Consider the following 25,864-nt stretch of genomic DNA (forward strand, 5'->3'; position numbering starts at 1 on the left):
CGCGGTCACGGCCGGCCTTTTGACGATCAATGGGCGTTCGCTGTCGGGGTTCCCGTGCCTCGCGCGGAGCCCTCACCCGCCAAGGAATGTGTGATGCCTGATTACGCCCTACCCCCGAGGGAACCGGTGTTGGAACCGGCCGCTCGCGAGCTCGCCCAAGCGACCGCGTCCCCGCCGTTCCCGTTCGATCTGGGACCGGTGCAGGGCCGCAGGGCGCTGGAGAGGGCGCAGTCCGCCGTACTCGACAAGCCGGAGATAGACGACCGTTGGGTCGCGGTCTCCGGTGGAGCGAAGGGCAGTGTCGCGGTGCGCATCCTGCGTCCCAGGGGAGTCGCCGGCATGCTGCCCGCCACGTTGTACATCCACGGCGGCGGCTGGGTCTTCGGCAGTGCGCACACGCACGACCGGCTGGTGCGCGAACTGGCAGTGGGCGCGCGGATGGCGCTGGTCTTCCCCGAGTACACGCTCTCGCCCGAAGCGCGCTATCCCGTCGCGTTGGAGGAGTGCTACGCGGTGGCCCGATGGCTAGCGAGCCAGGGAGCCGACCACGGCATCGACCCCGCGCGGCTGGCCGTCGCCGGTGACTCGGCGGGCGGCAACATGGCTGCGGCCCTGACGCTGCTGGCCAAGGAACGCGGGGACGTCTCGTTCGTCCAGCAGGTGCTGTTCTATCCCGTCACCGACGCGCGCTTGGACACCGGCTCCTCTCACCGGTTCGCCGAGGGCTACGTCCTGCGCCGCGATGTCATGCAGTGGTTCTGGGACCAGTACACGAGTGACGAGGCGCACCGCGCGGAGATCACCGCCAGTCCGCTGCGGGCCACCGTGGAACAGCTCACTCATCTGCCCCCGGCGCTCGTCGTCACCGCGGAGGCCGACGTCGTGCGGGACGAGGGTGAGGCCTACGCGGCACAGCTGCGAGCTGCGGGTGTGCCGGTCACCGTGACCCGCTACGGCGGGAGCACACACGACTTCGTCGTGCTCGATGCGCTGTCGGCCACGCAGGCGGCCCGCAGGGCGACCGCCCAGGCCATCGCCACGCTCCGGCACGCTCTCGGCACCGGCGTGTGACCTGCCTGCTCCGCGGAGCCGTGGACGGGTCACCGGGCGCCGTGGCATGCGCCGGTGGCAGGGCGCGGCCGTGCTGCTGCGGGGATCGAAGCCGCCTTGGCAGCGGTCGCACTGACGGGTCCGAATGTTCCCGGAGCGCGCCGATGACGTCCGCGCACACGATGTCCTCGCCCACGGCACCCGCCGGTGTTTCCGCCCGAGCACGTTGCGAATGCACAGCATTACGCAGGCCCCGGGAGGCGGCTGCGCGCCGGCCGCCGGCGGCCGGCGCGCAGCCAGGGTGCCTTCCTGGGTCCGCCATGCCGGCCGTAGTGGTCGGGTGCGAGGATGCACCGCGTGATGCCGCCCGGCGCAGCTTTCTGCGCTGCGGCGACGCTTCCTTGCGGACGACTTTGCCCGGACATCGTCGGTGGCGGTCCGGCACGTCGTCACTGCGGCGGGGCGCTCGCCGGTGAGGCCGGTCAGGTGCAGGTCGGGGCCGCAGGGCCGCGTCCACGTCGTGCGGCAGGGGGTCGTCGACGCCGACCGGGACCGGCCGCAGCCCGAGGGCGGGGCGGGGTCGAAGAGGCTGCCCCAGCCCGCATCCGCCACCGCCACGGCGTTGCCGGGTCGCAGGTGGGCGACGAGCACGCGCTCCATGGCGTCGAGCGGTCCGGGGGCGAGCCCGACCGGGCCGTCGGGGAGGCGGCGCGGACCAGGCGGACGGGCTCGTCATCGACCGGGCCGGCAAACATGTACTCTTCTAATGCAATTCTCCTATTGCAATTACTATTATGCACTAGTTCAAAATGGGCTGGCCTGCGAAGAGTGACGAGAGCGTGTAATGATCGACAACCACTCCCGCCCACGCGGCACGGCCGGCCCATTGATCGGCCGGGACCTGGACCTTCAGCGGATCCGTGACCTTCTGGGTTTCGGGGCCGCAGGTGGAGCGCTTTTGCTGTCGGGGGAAGCGGGCGTCGGGAAGACGGCAGTGCTGGACATCCTCGCCGGGGCGGCCCAGGCAGAGGGAACCCGGGTTCTGCGCGCTGCCGGTGTGGAGTTCGAGGCGAGCTGCAGTTACTCGGGTCTCAACCAGATTCTCTTTCCCTTCCAGGACGCGCTCGGCGAACTGCAGGCGCCTTTTCGGGATGCCCTGCGTGTTGCGCTCGGTTTCGAGAGCGGCGCACCGCCGGAACAGCTCATGGTCTCCAACGCCGTCCTGCTCCTGTTGCAGAAGGTGGCGGCCGGTGACCCGCTCGTCCTGCTCATCGACGACCTGCCCTGGCTGGACCGGGCGAGCGCGGCTGTGCTGGGTTTCGTCGCGCGGCGTGCCGCCGGCATCCGTGTGAGCTTTCTCGCCACGTCGCGCAGTGATGCACACAGCCTGCACGACAGTGGTGTCCTGCCCACGTACTGGCTGCAGCCGCTGGACGAGGGGTCGGCGGACCACCTGGTCGCCGCGAGGTTCCCGGACCTGGCCGCCGGCGCACGCCGCAGCCTGCTGAGCGTGGCACACGGCAACCCGCTGGCCCTGCTGGAGCTGCCGTCCGCGCTGCCCACCACGGTGCACGGTCCGGTCCACGACGACATCCCCGCCGTGCTGCCGCTCAGCCGGCGCCTGCGGGCAGTGTTCGGCTCCCGGATCACGAGTCTGCCGCAGCCCTCGCAGCGCCTTCTGCTGTTGGCCGCACTGGAAGGCGTCGGAGACCTCGGGGTGCTGCAGGCGGCCTCACGGCAGGCGGACGACGGATACGACCTGGACGACCTGGCGCCTGCCGAGCGCGGGCAACTGGTGCACATCGACGAAGGAGCGCGGCGGCTGAAGTTCCGCCATCCGCTCATCCGTTCGACCGTGGTGGAGGCCTCCACCAGCGGCGAACGACGTGCGGTGCACGCGGCGCTCGCCCACGTCCTGGTGGATCAGTGCGAGCGTCGGGCCTGGCACCTGGGCGAGGCGACCCTGGAACCGGACGAGAACGTGGCCGCCCTGCTGGAGCACGCCGCCCGGATCACTCTGCGCCGCGGTGACGCCGCGGCCGGCATGCGCACCCTGGTCCGGGCAGCACACCTCACCCCGCCCTGCCCCGACCGCAGCCGCCGGCTCGCGGAGGCCGCCTACGTCGGCGCCGCATCCACCGGAGCGCTGCCCAGCGCCCGAAAGCTCCTGGACGACGCCAGGCACACGGCCCCGGGTCCACGGCGCTGTCTGCACTCGGCGGCAGCCACCGCCGTTCTCATCCTCAACGGCGACGGCGACGGCGACGTCGACACGGCCCACGGCCTGCTGGTGGCTGCCCTCGAGACCGGCACCCACGCCTACGACGCCGATGACAAGGCGCTTGTGGACGTTCTTTACACGCTTGCGTTTGTCTGCTTCTTCGGTGCCCGGCACGACCTGTGGCAGCCGTACTACCGAGCGCTGGAGAAAATGACGCCCGAGGCGCCCACGGTCCTGTCCGCGATAGGCAAGACGTTCTCCGACCCGGCGCGCACCGGCGCTGCGGCCTCAAAGGAACTCGACGAGCTCGTGGCGCAATTGGCCACCGCGACCGACCCCGTCCAGATCACCCGGGCCAGCACGGCAGCCATCTATCTCGACCGGCTCGCAGATGTCCGCGAGGCGGCGTGGCGAGTGGTACGCATGGGCCGCGACGGCGGGCCGGCCCGCCGGTACATGTCCGCTCTGGTCCACCTGTGCCTGGACGACTACCTCACCGGCCTGTGGGACGAGGCGGCCCAACTGGCCGACGAGGGAATCCAGTTGTGCGAAAGACACGGCTACACCGGCTTCCTCTGGTACTTCCAGTACGTGCAGGCCATCCTCGCCGCCGCACGCGGACAAGCGGACCAGGCGGACGCGACAGCCCAGCGGATCATCCACTGGGCCCTACCCAAAGGAGCGTCCTGCGCCGCGCACTATGCCCATCACGCCGCGGCCGTGGCAGCCCTGGGGCGCGGTGACTTCGCCGGCGCATACGAGCACGCAGGCGCCATCAGCCCCGCGGGAACCCTCGCCTCACACGCGCCGCACGCCCTGTGGGCGACGATGGACCTGGTCGAAGCCGCCGTGCGGACCGACCGGCGGATGGAGGCGGCCGCCCACGTACGCGCGATGCGGGAAGCCGGCGTGGCCGCAATCTCCTCACGCCATGCCCTGCTGACGGAGGCCTGCGCCGCCCTGGCCGCCACGGACGACGACGAGGCCCTCGCCCTGTTCACGAAAGCCCTGGCGGTCCCAAGTGCCGAACAGTGGCCGTTCGACTACGCCCGCGTCCAACTCGCCTACGGCGAGCGATTGCGACGCGTCAGGGCGACCACGGAATCCAGAGGACCCCTCAGCGCCGCACTGTCCACCTTCGAACACCTCGGGGCCCGGCCATGGGCGGAACGCGCCGAGACGGAACTGCGGGCCGCCGGCTCCGGCAGGCGCCGACCCAGCACACCGAAAGCGCGCACGCTCACCCCCCAGGAACTGGAGATAGCCCGGCTCGGCGCCCTGGGACTGACCAACAAGCAGATAGCGGAGCGTCTGTTCCTCTCCCACCGGACCGTCGGCGCCCACCTCTACCAGATCTACCCGAAACTGGGCATCACCTCCCGCGCCATGCTGCGAGACGCCCTGGAACACCCATCCCCGTCGCAGAACCAGCCGTAGAGACACAGGCCCTGCACCCATGGTCTTCCTGCCGGCAGGGCATGCCTTGATATCGGACTGTGCTGTGAAGACACCCGCTTGGCGGGGGAACTGTCGCTGTCACGGAAACAGAGCACGCCTTTGCTCGGCGTGAGGACCATGTCACCTGCCTGTCGCTCGTCAACCAGATGCCAGCTTCTGGACTGCCCGGCGAGCGAGAACGAACTGAAATGCCATTGCATCCGCCGGGGCACGGACGGCCATTGCGCGTACGGCGTCGTGATGAAGCCCAGCACCGTCCGCTTCGCCAGCGCCATCACACAGCGCGCGATTGTCGACGGCATGAAGCAGATTCCCGCACGTAACTGCTGACGTCCCGCACTGCTGAAGCCCGTTACTGCGCATGCCCCCGTTGCTGCCGTCCAGGACGGCAGCAACGGGGGCGGCTCTGCTGACAGGCGCAGACGCGCTTGTTCAGCTCTCGTCGGGCGTCAGTCGCAGCGAGATGCTGTTGATGCAGTAACGCTGATCGGTCGGGGTGGCGAAGCCCTCGCCCTCGAATACATGCCCAAGATGCGATCCGCAGCGAGCACAGCGGACCTCGGTCTGCACCACCCCGTAGGACCGGTCCTCGGCCAGTTCGACTGCGTCGCTGTCCTTCGGGTCGAAGAAGGAGGGCCAGCCACAGCCGGAGTCGAACTTCTCTGCGGAGGTGAACAGTTCAGCCCCGCAGGCACGGCACGAGTAGACACCTCTCGTCTTGGTGTCGGTGTACTCGCCAGTGAAGGCCATCTCCGTAGCAGCGTGGCGCAGGACCCGATACTCGGAAGGCGTCAGCTCGGCACGCCACTGCTCCTCCGGCTTTTCGATGTCATACGGCATAAAAATTCCACCTCACAGAGGATCGAGAAGAGATACAGGTGTGAGGAAGGGCGGTCACTTCGCGGCAAAGGGCATTGCAGAACTTCGGTCCTCCGCTGCAAGCCGGGAGTCAGGCCGGGGACACATGTCCCTTCCGGCACCTACGCACCATTCAACAGTCGATGAACCGGGGGTGTTCCTGCAGCTCAGAACGGCCGCTGTGACGCGTGTCACCTACCTGAGGTGGGCGGCCGCCGACTGCACTGACAGCTGGCCAGGTGCCCCATTGCGGCCGGCGCAGCATGACGCGGCGGCCCGGCAGCTCACCTCGAGCAGCCTCGCTACCCACCGGCTTACCTGTGCCTGCGCACACCTTTGTGCACGGTGGTTCAGCGTGATCTAGCGCGGAACCCCGGGCGTTCACGCCCGGGAGGAAGCGCTTCTCTGGACTGATCTGACCCGCACCGGCGCATGGGTCTGCACTGTTGACCCCAGTTGGGGCGTTTCTGGTTCTCGATGTATTCCTTGATGATGCTGAGAGGTGCGCCGCCGCAGGACGCGGCGAAGTAGGACGGCGACCAGAAGTGATCGCCCCACAGGTATGTGCGGGGGAACTCCTGCTGGAGCCTGCGGGCGGATACGCCCTTGAGGGAGCCGATCAGCCGGGACAGGGCGACCTTCGGCGGAGAGTGCACGAGCAGGTGGACGTGATCGGTCTCGCCGTTGAACTCGACCGGCTCGGCTTCGAAGTCGGTGCAGACGGCGCGCATGACCCCTCGCAGTGTCGCAGGATCTCGTCCGTGAACGGCCCGCGCCGGTACTTGGGCGTGAAGACCAACTGGGCATGGAGGGTGTACACGACCGTACGGCCCCTGCGGATATTGGGGTTCGGCTCCCAGTGTGGTGACATAGAGTAATGATATGATCACGCCTGTGAAGATCGTCGTGCAAGTGAAGCTGATACCGGAGGCCGACCAGGCCACCGCACTATCGGCAACCCTGCACACGGTCAACGAGGCCGCGAACTGGGTGTCGGCAGTCGCGTTCGAGCGCGGTGTTCCGCGTGAGTACGAGCTGCGCAAGCACACCTATGCGGAGCTGAAGGCGCGGGGTTTGGGATCCCAGGCTGCGCAACACGTGATCAAGAAGGTTCGCGACGCCTACACCACGCTCAAGGCCAACATTCGGGCCGGAAACCTCGGCGAGTCGGGTTCCAAGCGACGGATGAAGGCCGAGACGAAGCCGATAGCGTTCCGGCCGGAGGCCGCGCAGCCGTACGACGACCGGTGTTTGAGCTGGCAGTACGACGCGCGGACGGTGAGCATCTGGACCACCGCCGGGCGCATCAAGAACGTCCGCTTCGCCTGCTCTGCGGATATGCTCCAAACCCTGCGGGAGTACCGCAAGGGCGAATCCGACCTGATCGAACGCGACGGCGTGTTCTACCTCGTCGCCGTCTGCGACGTTCCCGAGGCCGAGCAGTACGAGCCCGACGGCTTTACCGGTGTGGACCTCGGCATCGCCAACATCGCCACCACGTCCACCGGCTACAAGGCCGCCGGGCGCGGCCTGAACCGGCACCGCAAGAAGCAGGCCGGCCTGCGGCGCAAGCTCCAGAAGAAGGGCACCAAGTCCGCCAGGCGGCGGCTTAAGTCCCGTGCCCGCAAAGAGCAGCGGCACGCCGCCAACACCAACCACATCATCGCCAAGACGATCGTGACCGAGGCTGAACGCACCTCGAACGGGATATCCCTGGAAGAACTCAAGGGAATCCGGCAGAGGGTACGGCTCCGCAAGCCCCAACGGGTCGCGCTGCACTCCTGGGCCTTCGCCCAGCTCGCAGACTTCATCGTCTACAAGGCCCGCAGGGCCGGCGTGCCCGTGGTCTTCGTCGATCCCGCCTACACCTCGCAGCAGTGCTACGAGTGCGGCCACATCGACAAGAAGAACCGGGCAAGCCAGGCCCGCTTCACCTGCCGGAACTGCGGGGTCGTTGCCCACGCAGACCGGAATGCTTCCCGCAACCTCGCCCGCAAGGGCGAGGCTGCGTGGACTGCGGGGCGTGAGTCACGCGTCCCTGCCACCCCATAAGGGTGTCTGGACGGAGGAGCCCACCCAGCAGCCAGTTGGGCACTACCTCCAAGCCCGGTCCTTTCAGGCCGGGGCAAGTTGACCGCAAGGCGCATACGCCGCTCGCCGCGGTGGGTTTGCAGCAGCCGCAGCCAAGTCTCACCGATCGTGGGGACGGCCGGGACGGCATGCCAGGGCCTGCCGATCGGCACCTCGCCGGCGACAGCGATGGCCGCCGAGCGCACCAGCTCGCTGACTCCAGGACCTGCAAACGTGCCGGCGGCCACGATGCCGCGGTCCAGGTTGATGAGCGTGCGGGCCTGGCCACGGTAGCCGCCGGCCTATTGATGCGCGCCTGCGACGTGAGCGAGGAACTGCGCCTCCCCACGCCGAGCGGCTGTGCTCGATCTGGAGAGCCGGCGTCCTTTTGCCTGGCCAAGTTTCTCCATGATCTTGGACACTCGATGGCTGTGCCGCGAGGGCGTGTTGATGCCGCAGCCTGGTCTCGGCCGGAGCAGCATCTCCCGGGCAACGGGGGAACCTCACAGCCAGCCGCAGCGGGCCGCGATGACCCCGGCCTGGAAGCGGTTGGCCGCGCCCAGCAACTCCAGCAGTCGGCTCATCCGTCGCCGCATGGTGCGTATGGACCAGCCGAGCTGACGGGCTATTGCCTCGTCCTTGAGACCGCTGACCAAAAGAATGAGCATCTGTCGGTCCTCCTCGTTGAGGGGGTCTTCAGCGGGGGCGTCGAGCGGAGTGGCCTGCCGCCAGCACATCTCCCAGTAGTCGATGAGCGCGTCGAGTAGCGCGGAGGGGCGGATGACCGCAGCGCGTACATCGGTGAGGTGCAACGACAGCGGCATCAGTGCGAGTCGGCGGTCGGCTATGGCGAGTTTGACCCGCAGTCCCGGCAGCACGCGTGCCTGTTCGCCGTGGTGGACGAGCTCACGGATGTCACCGAGGACGCCCGGCCACTCCAGCGCCTCCGGGGCGTAGACGGAGCGGTACTCCACACCGCGGGTCAGTGCGGTGGCCTCCACTGGGTTGGAGGTGGTCAGCGCGTAGGGCGGCCGGTCCAGGGTGATGACCTCCTTGGACGCCTCCTGTTGCAGTTGTACGAACCAACGGCCCAGTGCGTCGCTGCCGGTGGCGATCTCGACTTCGTCGGTGGCGCCTTCCTGGGCTGCGGCGAAGAGCAGGGACAGCTCGGTTGCCGCCGACCGGACCCGGTCCAGCTCGACCGTCCGGGCCCTGACCAGTGCCTCGACGGCTGCCCGCGGTTCGACCGCGGCATAGCGCCGACGGGGCCCGGCGAGGCGGCCGACCAGTCCGTGATCGCGCAGCCGATCCAGCGCGCGGACGATCCGCTCGGGGGAGGTGGCGAGGTCGGCTGCGAGTTCAGCGGGGCGCGCGGTGTGCCTGGTGAGGACTGCGCGGTAGACGCTCTCGTCGAACGGATCGATGCCTGCGGCGGTCAGTTCCGTTGCCATGAGCCGCATCTTGGCCCACATATGCCACTGGCAGCAATGGGCCTCGGCAAATCATTGCCGTGGCCCGGTCGCCCCACGTAGGACCTTCACCTATGGCAATATCTTCGCGAAGATCGCTCAACGTCGGCCTGGCGGCCGTCGTCGTCGGGGGGCTCCTTTCATGGGTTCCGTCTGCCGAGGGCTCAGTACTGCCGGCTCCCGGGCGGCGGGTGATCGTCAAACTCTCCGGGGACGCCGCGATTCCCGCTGTCCGCGGCGGCAGGGTGCGGGCGGCTGACGCCGCCGACGCCGCCGACGTCGCCGCCGAGCGCCGGTCAGTGGCATCCCGGCAGAAGGACTTCCTCGGCAAGGTCAAGCAGGCCGGACTGCACCCCGGCTCGGTCCGCAACTTCAACCTCCTGGTCAACGCCGTGAGGATGACGGTTCCGGCCGGCGAGGTCGTCAGGCTGTCCGCGCTGCCGGGTGTGACCGGAGTCGTCCCGGACATCCCGGTGAAGGCGCGGACCGATGTCAGTGTTCCGTTCATCGGCGCGCCCGAGGTCTGGAAGCACCAGGACCCGACGGGCAAGGCCGTCCGGGGTACGGGCGTGACGGTTGCCGTCCTCGACACGGGCGTGGACTACACCCACCCCGACCTCGGCGGCGGATTCGGCCCCGGGCACAAGGTCGTCGCCGGGTACGACTTCGTCAACGGCGACGACGACCCGATGGACGACCACTATCACGGCACCCATGTCGCCGGCATCATCGCGGGCAAGGCCGCGGAGGAAGGCGGGATCACCGGCGTCGCCCCGGACGCCTCCATCGTCGCCTACAAGGTGCTGAACAGTGCGGGGCAAGGGTACGAATCCGACATCATCGCGGGCATCGAGGCGGCCGCCGACCCGGCGAACCCGCACCGCGCCGACGTCATCAACATGAGCCTGGGCGGCTACGGTGACGGCACCGAACCCTTGGGCCTGGCCGCGACGGCCGCCACCCGCGCGGGCGTTGTCGTGGTGGCAGCCGCCGGAAACAGCGGCCCCGGTACGGGGACGGTGGGCACTCCCGCGGCCGCTGACGGGGTCATCGCCGTCGGTGCGTCCACGACCAACCTCGTGCTGCCCACGGCGTATCTGGCCGGCCCTCATCCCGAACTCCTCCAGACAGTCCGCGAGCGGCTGTCGGCGAATGCGCCGGCCGAGCCGGTCACCGCACAGGTCGTGGACGCCGGCTCCGGCAGCGCCGAGGACTGGTCCCGGGTCGGCGATGTCAGCGGCAAGATCGTGCTGGTCCGGGCGGTTCCAAGCCTGGAGCTGGCCCGCGAGGCGGAGCAGCGCGGGGCCCTCGCCCTGCTGATCGGCCCGGTGTACGACGGCGGTGGCGGCCCGTTGCGCGTCGGGGCCGGCAAGGGCGTCGTCGCCGTGACCCCCAGCACTTTCGGAACCAAGGCCTCCGGCGATTCCGGGCGCATGGACAAGCTCGTGGTCCTCAGCATGGAGTTGGCCCAGTACCAGGAACTGAGTACCGGGGTGGCAAACGGCTCGGTTTCCGTGACCATCCGCGGCACCGACGCCACGGATAAGATCGCTTCGTTCTCCTCGCGCGGCCCGTCGCCGCGGCACCAGCTGAAGCCCGACCTGGTGGCGCCGGGCGTGGAGATCCGCTCCACCGTGCCGAAGACGCTGTTCCCGTCGGGCGAGCTCCGGCTGTCCGGTACCTCGATGGCCTCCCCGCACGTCGCGGGTGCCGCCGTCCTGCTCCGCCAGCTGCACCCCGGGCTGTCACCGGAGGAGGTGAAGTCGGCTCTGGTCGGCACCGCGAAACCGCTGAGCGGCCCCGATGTGTTCACTCAGGGTGGCGGACGGCTGAACGTGGCCGCGGCAGCGGACGCCGCAGTCACCGCCTCGCCCGCCACGCTCTCGTTCGGACTCGCCGACCTCGCCGATCAGACGATCCACAGCACCAAGACTTTCACGCTGCGCAACACCGGGACGCGGCGGCTGACCGCGAACCTGACGTCCGACAGCGCGGCCCGGGTCAGCCCCCAGCAGGTCGACATCGCGGCGGGAGGAACCGCCACGGTCACCGTGACGATCGATATGCAGCAACCCGCCGCCGACACCGACGTCACCGGACGCCTCACCGTCACCCCGGACAGCGGACCGGCCATCACCGTTCCCTATCTGCTGATCGTCCAGCATCTGGTCGTGAAGGCCACGCCGGACCCCAGCGACGGACATTCCACGGTGCTCGTCGGCACCCCGGTCCCGATGGGCACACCGCCGACCGTCACCGTCACCCCGCCGCACGGCAAGGCCACGACGTTCACGACCGTGCCCGACCACGGCGCCTGGTACCGAGTCGCGGTGACCGGCCGCACCGCCGGGGCGTACAAGGTGTCGGCCAGCGGGACCGCGCTCACCGGGCAGCGTCTCAGCGGTTCCGATGCCTTCGAGGTCACCCCCGAGGACAGCCGCGCCAGCAAATGGGAGCCGGTCGGCCCCAACAGCGAAAGCGGCCAGCTCACCACCACTCCCGGTGCGCCCCACCAGGCTGTCATGACCCAGTTCGCCAAGGCTGCCCCGTGGCTCACCACCGATGACGGCGCGACGTGGACCCAGCTCAACCGGCTTCCGATAGGCCCGGGCTACGGCACCGTCGTCGTCGACGCGAAGCAGCCGAAGCGCTGGTGGTACGCCGTCAACGGCGCCGGTAACGCGTCGACAGCGCTGACGTACCAGGGCAAGATCCTTCGTACTGAGGACAGTGGGCGCACCTGGCAGACCCTCGATGTCCCCGACAGCTACGTCACGGCGATGGTCGCTGACGAGCAGACCCGCACCCTGATCGCCGTGACCGACGTCGGACTCCTGGTTAGCACCGACAAGGGCGACACCTGGACCGCCTACCCCACCGAGGTGCCGGACAACGTCACGGACGCGGCGGTCTCCGGCGACGACCTCTACCTCTCGACCCCGAAGGGCATCTGGGTACGCTCCGGCGTTGCCTCCGGCAATCTGGGAGCGTCCCGCCAGGTCTACAACTCTGATGGCTACATCGAGCGACTGGCCACGGACGACTCGGTCGTTGTCGCCTACGACACAGCGACGGGCATCGTCGGCTCGTACGACCACGGACAGACCTGGTCCACCCTCCGCACCGTGGACCATGCGGTCACCAGCCTGAACGTCTCCGGGGGCAACGTGTTCCTCGGTACGACCGGTGAGAGCTGGCTCGGCCGGAACCACGGCCGCAGTTGGGCGCCGTTCCCCATGCCGATGCCCAAGAGCCTGCCGATCGACTACGACCGCTGGGCGGACGGATCGGTCACCCTGTCCGCTGACACGGCCGGCCTCTACCGGGCCTCCGCCAACGGCACCGGCTACCGGCGTATCGGCGTGCAGGGCGGGACGGTGTTCGACCTCGCGGTCGCCGGGAACACCCTCCTGGCCGGCACGGAGTACGGAGTTCAGCGGACCGAACTCCCCGTCAACCAGCCCGAGTGGGGCCCGTCGGGCAACGAGGGACGCACCGGGGAGCGGGTCAAAACGGTGACGGTGTCCCCCAAGAATCCCAAGGTGGTGTGGAAGGTCCGGTACTCCGACTGGATAGACACGAGCTTCATCAGCCGGAGCGACGACGGCGGCAGCACCTGGGAGGAGAAGACCACATTCGGAGGATTCCCGTCGGTGTTCACCATCGACCCCGCCGATCCGAACCGTGTACTCGTCGGCACCGACTCTGGGATCCAGGGAGCCGATGCCACCCTGTTGGCAACCACCAACAACGGCACGACCTGGAAGACGCTCCTCCACAGCAAGCTCTCCTTCAACGCTGTGATCGGTGACCCGAACGACCCGCTCCGCCTGTGGCTGGGCAAGGCCGACGGGCTGTACCGGTCGGACGACGGCGGGGCCACGGTCACCAAGGTCGCCGAGGGGTCTGTGTCTACGCTCGAACTCGACGGGACCCGGCTGATCGTCGGAGGTGACGGCGTCCGGGTGAGCACCGACGGCGGTCAGACCTTCCGGACCGCGGACACCGGAGGTCTCCCGACGCGTGTCTCGGACGTGCTCCGCGTTGGCGACACGCTCTACGCGGCCACGACACGGTACTCGTCGAACGCCCTCCCCAAGGGAGGCCGTGGCGTCCTGCGCAGTACCGACAACGGCTTGACCTGGGTCAACATCTCGACGGGGCTGCAGAATCTGGACGCCACGAAGCTCGCGGCGAGCCCTGACGGTGCCTACCTGTACGTCGGCACCATCCAAGGAGGGGTGCACCGCCTGAAGCTCCAGCACTGACCTACAGCCGCACCGGGGGGCGACTCGAAACGAGTCGCCCCCCTCTGCCGCGGCGGCACGTGGTGATCGTTCTGTACTCCATGCGGTGGCCGGAGGTGATCCGCCGCCCGGAGTCCCTCACTCCGAAGCACGTCGACCTTGATCAGGGAGAGATCGACCGGGCCCGCCGCGAGGAAAGCCGCGCCCAACTACGCTCCGTCTACGAGGCATTCAGCCGGTTCGGAGCCGACGGCTTCGCCGAGCGAGCGCTCGAGCAGGTTCACTGCCAAGGAGGCCGCCGACCTCGCGGAGCAGGTGTCGGCCGGGCACGTTAGCTACTTGCCCCTGAAGAAGTCGGGGCCCCTGGTGGGGTGACCTGCGCGGAGAGCTTCCAGCTCCGCCGGAACGATGCGGCGACGCTCCGCGTCGCCACATCCAGATTCGCTTCACCACCGGCGTGAACGCCGGTGCACTGCACCAGGTCTTCCACGGCGACCGCTTGGTTCTCGCCCGCCCCGCCGTGCGGGTTCGGCATCCGGGGCCGCGCGAGCTGGCCGCCGACGTCGCCGAGGAGGCCCGCTGCCCAGGTGAGGGGTGGCGGCGGGTGCCGGTGGCGCGGGTTCGGGCCGCCGGATGCGGCGGATGCCTAAGGCGGATCCGAGGAAGGACGCGGCGTCGGCCGCCATCGTCGTGGTGGGGCCCAGGACATTGATCAGGAGCCCGCCGACGGGCGGCCCGGCGCTGACGCTGATCCAGTTGGTGGTCTCGAACAGGCTGTTGGCACGAAGACGGTGCTCGGGCAGGACGAGTGCCTTGAGGTGCGCGCCGCTCGCCGCGTCGAACGCGACCGCCGCGGCCGTCTGAAGGATGCCGACGGCACACAGATGGACGAAGGTGAGCACGCCGAAAGCCGCCGCGACCGGAACGCTCACCAGCACGGCACAGCGGACCAGATCAGCAGTGATCATGACGGGCCGCTTGTACCGGTGCTCAATACGGACACCGAGCGGAAGGGCGATCACGGCGCTGGCCACGGCGGACAGAGCGGTGAGCAGCGAGACCTGGAACGCCGAGGAATGCAGCACCAGGAGGGCGACCAGCGGCAATGCCCCCATGGCGACGGCGCTGCCCGCAGCACTGATTGCGTAGGCGCCCCACAACCGCCGAAAATCCTGCACGAGCGTGACCTGCCGTGCCAATACACCCTCCCCCTCTTATGAAGGAAGTCAGCATAGAGAGCTGTGGTCGGGCCCATGGAGGGGGTGTGGGGAGGCCCGATCGAAGGCCGCAGCAGTGTGATGCGCGGCTACCGCGAGGACGACGACGCGTTAAAGGAGAACGCGTCGCACGGCGTGCTGTAGGGCGAGCGGCGACATCCGCCCCTGTGCGGGCCGGCGGATGGACCCTCCTGCTGCGCATGCCGGACCGCCCCGCCGCTCCTAGGCTGGCCTTCTCAGGGCACGTTGCGGAGGTTATGCATGCCTCGAACCGTCTGGTCGGGCGCCATCAGCTTTGGCTTGGTGACTTCTCTGAACCACGGAGACAACCGCAGCAGAACCCTCCTGGGGCGGCTTAGCCTCCGCAAGGGCACCTGAGCGACTTGCGAGGAGCACCATGTTGGGCACCACAGGGCAACGATGATCCACTGGCTTGCTAGCGTGGCGCAGACTTTGCCCACTGTTTCTATCCGGGGGGATCATGCGCCACATCATCAGAGCATCCGTGCTCGCAGCAGCCTGCTGCGTGAGTCTGATTGCCTGTTCCAACAGTGATGACAAGAGCAATCCGCAGCCAAGTCCACGCACCGCGCTTAAGTTCGGGCAGACCGCCGAGACTGCGGGTGCCGACGGTAAGGGGACCGCCCAGATCACTCCAGACACCGTCGTCTACGTCGATAAGGCTGGCGCTGAAACCCCGGAGCATGGTCTCTTCGCTGTCGTCAGGTTCAAAGCCGGGAATCGGTCCAAGGCCCCGGTGACGACCACAGTCGGCAAGGGTGGTTTCCGGTGGAAGACACCTGACGGGAAGACCGTCAAGGCGGGGAACAGCGAGGGGGCGGGAAGGATCGCTCCCGTTGGATTCAGTGAGGGTGCTCCAGATGTCTCGCCGAGCACCTACCAGGTCGACTCTGTTGCGTTCGATATCACTGCCGCAGAGAAGGGTGGCACCCTCGTCTACGTCGACGGCGACGGCGTCGCATTCCGCTGGAAGGTCCCTTCCACGAGTTCAGGGTCCACTGCTGGTGCGCTGAAGTCCGCGTTGCAGTAGGGCTTCATCACTGAGGAGTCCTTGCGGAATGGGAAGGTCTCGGCAGAGTGGGGGCCCGAGGTTGACGGCACTGGGCTTGCGTGCGAGCTGCGCGAGCTTCTCCTCGGCGCCGGCGAGACTGACTCGCAGGCCCTCGACTTCGCCCAGCCAGCCTTCGCCCTCAGCCTCGGCGATGCGGGCGATGAGGTTGTCGCGAATCTCCACCAGGCGGGGCCGCTGGGTGGGGTACGGGCGCAGGAGAGAGCAGCGGATACAGGCTTCTCTGCACAACTCCGGAAGGTGCTGAGCGTCAGTGGTTTGCCACGTGCCGGCGTCCGGCCAGGTCGCGTCAAGCGTGGCCGAGGAGTTCCTCGCGCTGGGCCAGCGCCCACGCGCGCTCCTCCTCGATGTCCGGGATGAAGTTCTGCCGCAGGAATGCCGCCCAGGGGTCCGCGCCGAGCGGGCCCAGGCGCGCTATCCGCTCGGTCTCGTCGCATTGCAACCGCGCCAGCGCGTCCAGCACGTCGGCTGGGTCCGCGCCGTAGGCGTCGCAAAGCAGCCGCAGCCGTCGTGCCAACGGCGCGCCGCCTGCGCCGTAGCCGACCCTGCGCTGACGGTCGGGAAGCCGCAAAGGCACGCTGTACCAGGCCAGTTGTGCGAGGTCGTCCAACGCCTCACCGGGGATGGCCAGGTCCCAGTCAATGACGCCCACCAGGCGGTCGTCCGCCCAGACCGAGTTCCAGCTCGTCAGGTCACCGTGGCGCATGATCAGCCCGGGACGCCAACGGGCGTCTGGGTCGCACCAGACGGCCTGCGACGAGGGCCGGAAGTCGCGTACGGCATCGTGGTAGTCGCGCAGCCACCGCCCGAGCGCGGTGACGCCCCCGTCCGCGAGGAGCGCTCGTGGCCACGGGTACAGCCCGACTTCGCCGCGCAGCAGCGACACCACTTCGTGGCCGTCCACGGGACCGTCACCCAGGGCGCGCGGCACGCCAGCGAATCCCACCTGCTCCAGGTGGCGCAGTAGTTCCCGCACCGCGGGGGTCCACACGCGCCAGGGCCTGAGGATGGTCTCGCCCTCACGGCGCACCGTCGATAGGCCGCCGCGCATCGATTCATCGTCCTGGATCATGGTGGAATCCTAGTGAGTGGCGGAATCCTGGGCCCGGGCGCGGTACCACTTCCGGCAGGCTCCAGGCGCGGGAACTGAGCCGGGTCGGGCGGTGCACGGTGCTTCCCTGAACTTGCCGGCTGCGTGGTGATCGAGTCAGGAAATTTCTCACTCGCGGTTGAGTTCGTGGTAGGCCCGAAAGTCGAAGAAGCGCAGGCCGTCGCTCAACGCTCCAGACCTGATGTCCTGCAAGGTCCAGGGGTGGCCGCAATAGTCGTCGGTCGCCACGCCTCCGTGCTCAAGCAAGAGCTCGACCAGTTGGTGAACCTCTATGGTGCCGTCGATTCGTCCGGAGATGTCAATCTGGACTGCCCAGGTGGGGCGATGCCCGAGGGCCGTTTCCAGGGCCGCCACGTCGTCGGGATCCCAGTCGGAGAAGAGGTAGCCGGTCTGCTCATCGTCGATCTCGATGTAGAGGTTGCCCTCCACAGTCCAGGGATCGCGCTGCTCGGGCAGATGTCTATCGAGCGACGCGACGGTCTCAGCACGCTCACCTGCGGGGAACACGAACACACTGCGCATGGAGTGGATCGTAGGTGTGCAGCTCCTAAGCTTGTCGTTTAACGTCCAGCGCCGTATGTGGCTGACACTTGGCATCGTTGGGAATCGTGAAATGCCTGGTCAAGGCCCTGGAAGCCCCTGGACGGCGCCCTTGCAGCGTGATCGAATAGGGGATGACATCTTTCTGGACGGGCAAGCGGATATGCCTGCGCGGCATCGAGCCTGACGACTGGACAGCGTTCATGCGCTTTGCCGCCGATGAGGAGCAGTTGGGGGATCTGCTGCATCCACCTCGTTCCGCCGAGGGCTACCGCGCCTGGGCGAGGGAGCAGGCCGCTGCCAAGTCTGATGGCGACTGCTTCCAGTTGGCAGTCGAAGCCGTCGACACGGGAGAGATTGTCGGGACGGTCGGCACGCACCACGCAGACCCTCGTTCGGGTTGGTTCGACTATGGGGTCACGATTGGCGCCGACCACCGGCACAAGGGCTACGCGTCAGAAGCCGTGGTGGTGCTGCTGCGCTTCATGTTTGCCGAGCGGCGCTATCACAAGTGCCAAGCGCGGGTCTTTGCGCACAACGAGGCTTCACTGGCACTCCACCGCCGACTCGGTTTCGTTGAGGAAGGCCGCCTCCGGGATCACGTGTTCTTCGCTGGTCGGCATCACGATCTCGTCATGATGGGCATGCTCGCTGAGGAGTTCACTCAACTGCACTCGATGAGCGGACCGTGAGCTGGTCACCTGCGGGCCGGTGTCGAACGCGGCTCGAACTTAATCGGCGTTTTCGCAGTTCAGCGGACGTGAGGACGGCCTTCGTCTGATCCTGTGCTCCGTCACAGAGTGGATCAGTGCGAAGGCCGTGTGTCGTGAGTTTGGTGCATCAGGGCGTCCTGCGGGATGCGTTCGCGGAAGTGTGCCGCTTCCGGTCGGATTTGTACGCGTGCCTGACCGCACGGGGCGACGCCCTGTTCGAGTTATGTGACGCGTTGCTGTGCACGGAGGGGCCGGTACGGACGCTGGTCGATCTTGCGCTCGCGCCCGAACACCGTCGCGGACACGGAGCTCTCTACGGCGGGCTCAACCAGGGCCACATTGACCTCGCACGGCTGCTCGAGCGCTGGCCGGGACGCCGCTGCCGAGGGCGGCGGACGGCTGGCTCGTACTGACCGTGGACGTCTCCCCGTGGCTGCGCTCGTTCCGCAGACCGGCCATCGGCTCCATCCGCCAGGGTCCGGGGCTTCACCCTTCACGGGGTTGGAGTGCCGGGTTCGAGGTCGCCTTGTGGGGTCCCGCTGCCTGGATGAGGAGCAGGGCGATGTCGTCCTGGTGTGGGGTTGGGGGGCAGTGGTTGATGAGGGTGTCGGCGAGGGCGTCGATGGTCTGGTCTGGTGCCTGTGCGAGGCAGGTGACGAGGTCGGCGGTGGCGTGGTCGATGTCGGTGCCGGGGGTTTCGATGAGTCCGTCGGTGTACAGGGCGAGGAGGGTGCCGGGTGGGAGCGGGATCTCGGTGGTGGGGTAGGTGGCGTCGGGGTCGATGCCCAGCAGCAGTCCGGGGGGTAGGTGGAGGATCTCGGTGTGGCCGTCGGGGTGGCGGATCAGGGGTGGGGGGTGTCCGGCGGTGGCGAGGTGGGCGCGGTGGTGTGCGAGGTCGAGGTGGGCGTACAGGCAGCTGGTGAACAGTCCGGGGTCGAGGTCGATGAGGAGGCGGTTGGTCCGGGCGAGGGCTTCGCCGGGGGGTGTTCCGGCGGTGGCGTGGGCGTGGACGGCGATGCGGACTTGGCCCATCAGGGCTGCGGCGGTGATGTTGTGGCCCTGGACGTCGCCGATCGCCGCGGCTGCGGATGCTTCGCCGTAGGGGATGAGGTCGTAGAAGTCGCCGCCGATGTCGATGCCGTGGCCGGCGGGCCGGTAGCGGGCGGCGGCGTTCAGACCTGGGATCGTGGGGAGGGTGTGGGGCAGCAGGCCGGTTTGCAGGGTGTGGGCGGTCTGGTGCTTGATGTCGTAGAGGCGGGCGCGGTCCAGGGCCTGGGCGATCAGTCCGGCCAGTGAGGCCAGGATGGCGCGTTCTGGCGCGGGGAAGGGGCGGGGTCGGTCGTAGCCGAGGATGAGCGTGCCGACGGTGCGGCCGGAGGCGATCAGGGGCAGGACCGCGCAGGCGGGCAGCTCGTCTTTGTGGACGGCTGGGGGGTAGGCGCGTTTGAGGTCGGCGAAGGTGGCGTAGAAGCCTGGGTCGCCCGTGAGCAGGGCCCGGACGGCGGGGGTGTCGGAGGCCAGGCGCTGGGAGTCGAAGATTTCGGTGAGTTCGGCGCTGAAGCCGCAGGTGCCGATGACGCGCAGGCGGCCTTCCTCCGCGGTCAACAGGGCGAGGGCTTGGGGGCCGAAGGCGGGGACGATCTGGTCGCAGGCCAACTGGACCACGTCGTCCGCCCCGACAGCCTGGGTGAGGCCGGCCGCCAGGTGGGTGAGGTGGTACAGGGCTGTCGCCCCGACCTCGGGTGCCGGTGGGGTGTGCTGCCACGGCGTGGTGGGCTTGGGGTGCTCGGCTGGGACCGGGGTGATCTGGATGCTGATGCCGCTGTCGTCGGGGTGGAGCTGGAAGAACAGCCACTGGTCCGGCGGGCGCAGGATGGTGAAGGAGGCGGGCCAGCGGCTGACCACCGCTGCCCGGTACCGGTCTTCGAAGAGGGGGTTGTGCAGCCATGGCAGGCTCTCCCAGGGGCGGCTGCCCAGCAGGGCGCCGACACCTGTGCCGAGCATGTCGCCGGCTGCGGTGTTGATGAAGGTGACCCGCCCGTCCAGATCGAGTGCGCAGCAGCCCTGCGGCAGCCGTTCAGCGAACTCGAAGGCGGCTGGTGCCTCGCCCGACACCATGCGGCCGGAGCGCAAGGGGGCCAGCACCCGCGGCTGGTCGGTGGGCAGCAGCGGCTGCCCTTGGTCGGCAGCCTGTTGCAGGAGCACACCCTCGCTCTCGCAGCACGTGCCTAGCGCATCCCGTTCACGTGAGCTCAGCTGCGGCGGGTGCCAGATGGGCCACAGCAGTACCAGGCCACCCCACACGCTGGTGCCACAGGTGACCGGGGCCGCAGCCAGCATGAATTCGTACGGCAGCACGAGCGCGAGTTGGGGGTAGCGGCGTGCCACCTGCTCCTGGCTGCTCAGCCACACCATGCGCCGTTGTCGTACGGCATCCGCCGCCGGGAGGGGGGCGCCTATCGTGACCCGCGCCCAGGGGGCTGCGATCTGCTGGGATACCCCGGATATCACCGTCAGCTGCAGCACCCGCTCACCGGGCGGCAGCAGATACAGCAGGCCCACCGAGGCACCGGTGTCCCGCATGACGTCGGCCAGGGGAGCATCGAGCTGCTCCAGCCCGGAGCGGGGGGCGAAGTCGGCAAGCTGCTGCACGTCCCTCATCTCCTGCGGACGCCGGAAGGAGAAGCATGCGTGCGCCCGCAGCGAGCGCGAGCGACCTCGCCACCGATCCCAAGTCCGGCACCGATCTGCGCCCAGCCGACCGCAGCCTCCCGGTCGGCCAGCACCGCCGCTCGCACCAGCTGCCAGGCCAGATCCGGCCCCCGCGTCACCATGGCGCTGTGCCAGCTCGCCACACCTCCGGTCAGTGGCGGCTGCCGGACCGCCCGCAGAGTGACGGCTTGCCGCTGGAGACGTAGCTCAGCACCGGCCGTCGTCATCGTTCCCCGCGCCTCAGCCGTCTGCTGCCTTCGACGTGCACGCCATGCCGCCTGCCGATGCGCCGGCCAGCAGTACCGGCGGTCATGCCCCATCGGCTCCAGCGGCGCAGCCCCACACCAGCCGCACAGAGCATCACCCATACCCGGACACTACGCCCACATCCGGCGACGGTCGCGCGGTGAGAGCGGCGCCCTGCGCCGTGCGCGGGCCCGAGCCGGTGACAGCTGCGCCCGGTGGAGGGCTAGCCGGTGATGGGGAGGGTGCGGTGGCGGTCGCGGGATGGTGTCCGTGCCGGGTGCGGCCTCCGGCCAGACCAGCAGGACGGGGCAGGGGGCGTGGTCGACGATGAAGCGGCTGGCCGGACCTAGGCTGCGGGGTCCGAGGTGGGTGCGGTCCCCGTCGCGGGCCAGGATGAGCAGATCGGCGCCTTCGGCTGCGGCCACGACTTCGCGTTCGACGCGGCCCGAGCGCTCGGTGCGGGTTCAGGGGCGGCCCAGCCGTTCGGCCGCGGCAGCCAACGATGACCACCCCGGCGGTTGACGGCGTGGCAGTTCTTGATCGAGCTCGGGCACGATCATCCCTCGCCGTTCCAGGAGGCCCAGCACCGCCCGATGGCACTCGACAGCAAGAGCACGGTGCTCATCAACGGCGCTGCCGGTGGCGTGGGACACCTGGCTCTCCAGCTGGCCAAGTGGAAGGGGGCCCGTGTCATCGCCGTGGCCTCCGGCGCCCATGAGACGTTCCTGCGCGAGCTCGGCGCCGACGAGTTCATCGACTACACCAAGGAGCGGCCCGAGGAGGTCGTTCGTGACGTCGACCTGGTCCTGGACACTGTCGGGGGTCCCGACAGCAGGCGCTTTTTGCGCACCCTCAAGCGCGGCGGGTCCCTCTACCCGGTGTACTTCGGCCAGTTCGACGACGAGGAGAACGCGAAGCTGGGTGTCACGGTCACGGCCGTGTCGGTCCGCTCGAGCGGCGCGCAGCTCGCCGAACTGCAGAGCTTGGTCGACGCGGGGAAGATTCGTGTCGCGATCGACAGCAGGTTCCCGCTCGCGGATGCCCGGGCGGCGCACGAGCGCGTCGCCCGGGGGGCATATCCGGGGCAAGGTCGTGCTCACGGTCGTCTAGGGAAGAGCCGTTTTACCGACGCGTCCGGTGGTCGTCCTCAGGGCGCTGGTGGCCTTCGGGACGCCGATGCGGAGACCTGGGGGCGGCTGGCGATCAGGTGGTCGTGATGCTCGCTGCGGCGAACCGGGCGGACCCGTTCGGTCGGCTCGGTTCGCCGCAGGAGATCGCCGAGACGATCACATCTCTGGGCGTCGTCAAGTTGTCCGCGGGCGGTGGGTCAGGCCACCTGGAGCGGGTGTCCGGCGCTGGCCAAGCCATGGAGGGCGTGGCGGTGGTGCTGGTGATCTGGTTCCCAGTGGTGAAGCGGTGCTGCATCTCGGTGCGGTAGCCGGTGGCACCGGGGCCTGAATCGCGGCGAGATCGCGCTGAATGCGGCGAGGAACCGCCGGGTTCTGCCGGCGGAGCGGACACCCTCACCGCTACCGCACCGAGATGCAGCCCTCGGCCGGCTCGGCGTCAGCCCTCCGCGTCGTTCCACAGGGCCTGCGCCTCCTTCACGAGCGAGGTGCGGGCCGGCTTTCCGGTCGCGGCGCGCGGGAAGGCGGTGGTCCGCAGGACGATGCGTCGCGGAACCTTGTAGGCGGCGATGTGGTCCCGGCAGTAGGCGAGCAGCGTCGCCTCGTCGGTGTCGTGCGGTGAGGTGGTCCTGACGAACGCGATCGGCACCTGGTCGGCCTTCGGGTCCGCGACGCCGACCACCACCGCTTCCTCCACCGCGTCGTGCGTGCGCAGGAAGTCCTCGGCCTCGAGCGGTGAGACGTTGATCCCGCCGGTTCGGATCATCTCCGACGCCCGTTCGGCGTAGTGCAGTTCACCGTCCGCGTCGAGGTGCCCCAGGTCGCCGGTGCGGAACGTGCCGTCCAAATCGAAGGACGCCGCGGTCTCGTCCGGCTGGTCGAGGTAGCCCGGCGACACGTACCCGGAGACGACGATCTCCCCGAGTTCACCGGGCGGCTGCACTCGACCGGTCTGCGGATCGATGATTGCGACCCGGTTGCCCGGCAGGGCGGTTCCCTGCCGGGCGCACCGACGCTCGAGCGGCCAGTGGTGCGGGGTGACCGTCGCCCCGCCGTACAGCTCGGTCGAGCCGTAGGCGTTGCAGATTTCCGTGACGCCGAGCTCGATTGCGGCCGCCCGCACGTCCGACGGCGGCCCGATGGTCATCCCACGGCGCAGGGTGGTGACGGCGTCGCGGGAGAACGTCGGCTCCGCGAGGAGAGTGCGGGTGATCGACGGCAGGGTGTAGAGGACCGTGCACCGGTGTCGGGCGATCTGGGCGAGCGCGCCCGCGGCGTCGAAGGTCTCCTGCAGCACGACCGTGCTCCCGGTCACCAGAGCGACCATCAGAGCGTTGGCACCGCCGTAGCTCCAGAACAACGGAACCGGGAGCAAAATGCGGTCGTCGTGTCGGACGCCCATCCGGGCGGCGACCTCGCGGGCGTGAGCGATCGCTGCCCGCGCGCATCATCGGCCTCTACCCGTGGACGAAGCCCGAGGAGACCCGCTTTTGCCGCCGGGAGCCTGAGAAGGCCGCTGATCAGGAGCGCGAGCGACCGAAGGTGCCGATACGCCGGCAACCTGGCAGCCGCCCTGGCGATGCTCGCCCGGGACCGTCGCGGTCGGACCGCGTCGGTCGTCGCTCGGTGACGCCGCTGGCTGCGCGGGCTTCTTCCTGCACGTCCCCGCGCTGCTGCTGATCCGCCAGGTCGCCAACGTGTCGGTCGCGCTCTTCGGCGGCGCCGCGGTGTGGTTGACGGTGGAGTCGGCGGGGTGGCCGCTGTCCGGGTCCGCTCCCGCTGTGGAGACGGAGGTGCAGGCGCGTGCTCTTCGGGGGCGTGAGCCTTGGCGGGGCGTCGGCCGGCCGGGCGGTGATGAGCCCGTATCACTCGGCTCGCAGGCGGAGGTTGACGGTGTTGTTCACACGGTTGGCCACAGCCGTGGCGCGTCGGGAGGCATCTGTGCTTGGCGGCACTGTGCGTGCGCAGCGGGGCCTCGTCGGGTCGTCGGCCTCGCGGGGTCGGCTCACACGAGGGCGGTCAGGCGGACGCGGGAAGAGCGAGGGTCTCGGTGCGGCGGTGGCGGCCGTTTCCGGGCGCGTCCAGGGCGGACGGGCGTTCGGCGGCAGGCTGTCCACGGTGCTGGCCGGCACCGAAGTCCGTCACTGGACGACGGCGGCGAAGGGTCCTGAGGGTGCGGATCGACTGCTTCATCATGTTCTCTGTTCGGGTGTTCTTGGGAGCGGATTCTGCTCAGATGCCGCGGGGGTCGACGGCGCGGACGGTCCAGAGCTGGTCGAAGTGCCAGCGGTTGAAGCCGTAGGCCTGCTCGTCCGCCTGGGCGACGGCGACCCACTGTCCCTGGCTCAAGTGGTAGACGCGGTGACCGTCGTAGCGAAGCTGCTGACCGTTGCCGCCGGAGCGCCAGTACGAGTAACCCGACTGGTCCCGCTCGCCGTGCCATTCACGCTGCCCGTCCGAGAGGGACCACCCCTCGCCGATGCGGGAGAAGCCGACGCGCTCCGTCACGGTGGCGACGGCGCTGTGGTGACCGCTGTGCCCCGAGGGCAGGGTGGCTGCCGAGGCGGGGCCGGTGACGGCGACGAGGGCGCTGCCGGTCATGGTCACGGTGGCGGCGGCGAGGGCGACGCGGGTCATCAGCTTCTTCATGGTGGTGTCTCCTTGCTTCGCCCGGTGTGTGGTGCGGGCGGTGAACGATCGACGCGTTGTGCCGAAGGGCTCGTGGCCGATACGGCCGAGCAACGTCATGCATTGACGCTAACAGATCGTTGAGACTCGTCAATGAATGAACGGATGTGACTGTCGACTCACCGAAACGAAGCTGTCGGAATGCCGTGGATTCCCAGAAGGGGCATGACAAAGAGACCACGGGAATGCCCGTGGCCCCAAGCTGCCTGGTGGCGGGTCGGTCAGGTGCAGACGGAGTCGCTCTGGGACGTCCTCACTCGGACGAGGAGGTTGCGGAGGGTGGAAAGCTCTTCGGGGGTGAAGTCGGCGAAGAGTTCTTTCTCCACGGCGGTGATGGCGTCCCGGGCCTTGTCGAGGGTGCGGCCGCCTTCGTCGGTGAGCGCCACGATGTGGCGGCGCCGGTCGGCCGGGTCGCGCCGGCGCTCGACGAGGTGCGTGTTCTCGAGGTCGTTGAGGATTCCGCACAGGATGCTGGGATCCACCTCCAGGACTTCCGCCATGCCCTTCTGGCTCATGTGTCCCGACTCGCCCAGCAGGACCAGCGTCGCGCCTTGGCGCGGTGTCAGTCCGCACTGCTTGAAGGCGTGCTCCATGCGGGCATAGGCGATGGCGCCGTGCCGGGCGAGCAGAAAGCCGAGCCGCTCGAGGGGTTCGGCCTCGACGGTGCCGGTCAGGTCCGCAGTCATTGTCACCCACTTACCTTGCCTGTCGGCAAACTATTAGCCGAACATAATCATCTATCGATGTCGATGGTAGCAGGGGCTCAATGGTGTGTCCGGTCCGCGGCGGGGGGCACGGTGGGCAGGGCCGGGGCCGCGGTGGCGGACGGTCAGGCGTGATCGGCGGTTTCGCCATGCCGTCCCGGACCGCCTCGGGCGGTCTGCTCCTCACCGTGACCGGAGCCGGTCGGCGATCCGCCGGCCGGGCCGTTCCCCGTAAGGCCGGCCGCGCGGCCTCGAGGTCTCCTCGGGCCCGCGTGGCATGGCGGCGGACCCGAGGTATGGACCCCGTACGACCTTCGGCCTTCGCTGTTGGCCGCGGGTCCGT

At 68.9% G+C, this 25,864-nt stretch carries 17 protein-coding genes and 5 pseudogenes; 10 read left to right on the plus strand and 12 right to left on the minus strand.

What is annotated here, in order from left to right; translation table 11 throughout:
* Positions 1-93 precede the first annotated feature (93 nt).
* Positions 94-1,071 (plus strand): alpha/beta hydrolase, encoded by a 978-nt coding sequence (locus IEY95_RS46835; RefSeq protein WP_189192446.1) that lies wholly within the window; start codon positions 94-96, stop codon positions 1,069-1,071.
* A gap of 481 nt (positions 1,072-1,552) precedes the next feature.
* Here the strand turns inward: IEY95_RS46835 and IEY95_RS51155 are convergent.
* A pseudogene (locus IEY95_RS51155) lies at positions 1,553-1,755 on the minus strand (aminotransferase class I/II-fold pyridoxal phosphate-dependent enzyme); the annotation flags it as partial.
* A 139-nt stretch (positions 1,756-1,894) separates the two neighbouring features.
* Here IEY95_RS51155 and IEY95_RS46840 point away from each other — a divergent pair.
* Complete coding sequence (locus IEY95_RS46840; protein WP_189192447.1) at positions 1,895-4,708, plus strand: AAA family ATPase; 2,814 nt, start codon at positions 1,895-1,897, stop codon at positions 4,706-4,708.
* Positions 4,709-5,161: 453 nt separating this feature from the next.
* Here the strand turns inward: IEY95_RS46840 and msrB are convergent, their stop codons facing one another.
* Positions 5,162-5,569: a peptide-methionine (R)-S-oxide reductase MsrB gene (gene msrB, locus IEY95_RS46845; RefSeq protein WP_189192448.1), complete on the minus strand. Its 408-nt coding sequence runs from the start codon at positions 5,567-5,569 to the stop codon at positions 5,162-5,164.
* 476 nt (positions 5,570-6,045) lie between these two features.
* Positions 6,046-6,458: pseudogene (gene tnpA / locus IEY95_RS49935) on the minus strand (IS200/IS605 family transposase); the annotation flags it as partial.
* Between the two features lie 11 nt (positions 6,459-6,469).
* On the opposite strand from tnpA, the gene IEY95_RS46855 reads away from it, so the two are divergent.
* Complete coding sequence (locus IEY95_RS46855) at positions 6,470-7,639, plus strand: RNA-guided endonuclease InsQ/TnpB family protein (RefSeq protein ID WP_189192449.1); 1,170 nt, start codon at positions 6,470-6,472, stop codon at positions 7,637-7,639.
* A 521-nt stretch (positions 7,640-8,160) separates the two neighbouring features.
* Here the strand turns inward: IEY95_RS46855 and IEY95_RS46860 are convergent.
* Positions 8,161-9,108, minus strand: coding sequence for a helix-turn-helix domain-containing protein (locus IEY95_RS46860; RefSeq protein WP_229703834.1), 948 nt, complete (start codon positions 9,106-9,108; stop codon positions 8,161-8,163).
* A gap of 92 nt (positions 9,109-9,200) precedes the next feature.
* Between IEY95_RS46860 and IEY95_RS46865 the strand changes: the two genes are divergently transcribed.
* Positions 9,201-13,394 (plus strand): S8 family serine peptidase, encoded by a 4,194-nt coding sequence (locus IEY95_RS46865; protein ID WP_189192451.1) that lies wholly within the window; start codon positions 9,201-9,203, stop codon positions 13,392-13,394.
* 425 nt (positions 13,395-13,819) lie between these two features.
* Here the strand turns inward: IEY95_RS46865 and IEY95_RS46870 are convergent, their stop codons facing one another.
* Positions 13,820-14,572, minus strand: a complete 753-nt coding sequence (locus tag IEY95_RS46870; protein ID WP_229703835.1) for an MFS transporter — start codon at positions 14,570-14,572, stop codon at positions 13,820-13,822.
* Positions 14,573-15,071: 499 nt separating this feature from the next.
* Here IEY95_RS46870 and IEY95_RS46875 point away from each other — a divergent pair, with 499 nt between their 5' ends.
* Complete coding sequence (locus IEY95_RS46875) at positions 15,072-15,641, plus strand: hypothetical protein (RefSeq protein WP_189192452.1); 570 nt, start codon at positions 15,072-15,074, stop codon at positions 15,639-15,641.
* Between the two features lie 328 nt (positions 15,642-15,969).
* On the opposite strand, the gene IEY95_RS46880 is transcribed toward IEY95_RS46875, so the two are convergent.
* The gene (locus IEY95_RS46880; protein ID WP_189192453.1) at positions 15,970-16,752 is read right to left on the minus strand and encodes a phosphotransferase; all 783 of its coding nucleotides are present in this window, start codon (positions 16,750-16,752) and stop codon (positions 15,970-15,972) included.
* A 147-nt stretch (positions 16,753-16,899) separates the two neighbouring features.
* On the minus strand, positions 16,900-17,313 hold the full coding sequence (locus IEY95_RS46885; RefSeq protein WP_189192454.1) for a hypothetical protein: 414 nt from the start codon (positions 17,311-17,313) through the stop codon (positions 16,900-16,902).
* Positions 17,314-17,465: 152 nt separating this feature from the next.
* Between IEY95_RS46885 and IEY95_RS46890 the strand changes: the two genes are divergently transcribed.
* On the plus strand, positions 17,466-18,023 hold the full coding sequence (locus IEY95_RS46890; protein ID WP_189192455.1) for a GNAT family N-acetyltransferase: 558 nt from the start codon (positions 17,466-17,468) through the stop codon (positions 18,021-18,023).
* Between the two features lie 134 nt (positions 18,024-18,157).
* Positions 18,158-18,483: pseudogene (locus tag IEY95_RS46895) on the plus strand (transposase); the annotation flags it as partial.
* A 47-nt stretch (positions 18,484-18,530) separates the two neighbouring features.
* Here IEY95_RS46895 and IEY95_RS46900 read toward each other — a convergent pair.
* Entirely contained in the window at positions 18,531-20,705 is a 2,175-nt protein-coding gene (locus IEY95_RS46900) for a SpoIIE family protein phosphatase (RefSeq protein ID WP_189192456.1), read from the minus strand.
* Positions 20,706-20,731: 26 nt separating this feature from the next.
* On the opposite strand from IEY95_RS46900, the gene IEY95_RS46905 reads away from it, so the two are divergent.
* Positions 20,732-20,962: a hypothetical protein gene (locus tag IEY95_RS46905; protein WP_189192457.1), complete on the plus strand. Its 231-nt coding sequence runs from the start codon at positions 20,732-20,734 to the stop codon at positions 20,960-20,962.
* 267 nt (positions 20,963-21,229) lie between these two features.
* Here the strand turns inward: IEY95_RS46905 and IEY95_RS46910 are convergent.
* A pseudogene (locus tag IEY95_RS46910) lies at positions 21,230-21,502 on the minus strand (universal stress protein); the annotation flags it as partial.
* Between the two features lie 6 nt (positions 21,503-21,508).
* Here IEY95_RS46910 and IEY95_RS46915 point away from each other — a divergent pair.
* A pseudogene (locus IEY95_RS46915) lies at positions 21,509-22,112 on the plus strand (NADP-dependent oxidoreductase); the annotation flags it as partial.
* Positions 22,113-22,218: 106 nt separating this feature from the next.
* A complete protein-coding gene (locus IEY95_RS46920) occupies positions 22,219-22,440 on the plus strand; it encodes a hypothetical protein (protein ID WP_189192458.1) in 222 nt (73 codons plus the stop codon).
* Positions 22,441-22,568: 128 nt separating this feature from the next.
* Here the strand turns inward: IEY95_RS46920 and IEY95_RS46925 are convergent, their stop codons facing one another.
* The 3 genes from IEY95_RS46925 to IEY95_RS46935 form a co-directional block, all read right to left on the minus strand.
* Positions 22,569-23,561 (minus strand): class I adenylate-forming enzyme family protein, encoded by a 993-nt coding sequence (locus IEY95_RS46925; protein ID WP_268240560.1) that lies wholly within the window; start codon positions 23,559-23,561, stop codon positions 22,569-22,571.
* An 800-nt stretch (positions 23,562-24,361) separates the two neighbouring features.
* Positions 24,362-24,877 carry a hypothetical protein gene (locus tag IEY95_RS46930; protein WP_189192460.1) on the minus strand — a complete coding sequence of 172 codons (516 nt, stop codon included), beginning with the start codon at positions 24,875-24,877 and terminating at the stop codon, positions 24,362-24,364.
* A 161-nt stretch (positions 24,878-25,038) separates the two neighbouring features.
* Positions 25,039-25,503 carry a MarR family winged helix-turn-helix transcriptional regulator gene (locus IEY95_RS46935; protein WP_189192477.1) on the minus strand — a complete coding sequence of 155 codons (465 nt, stop codon included), beginning with the start codon at positions 25,501-25,503 and terminating at the stop codon, positions 25,039-25,041.
* Between the last annotated feature and the right edge of the window lie 361 nt (positions 25,504-25,864).

Origin of the sequence: Streptomyces albiflavescens (genome assembly GCF_014645835.1) — a bacterium.
Classification (GTDB): Bacteria; Actinomycetota; Actinomycetes; order Streptomycetales; family Streptomycetaceae; genus Streptomyces; species Streptomyces albiflavescens.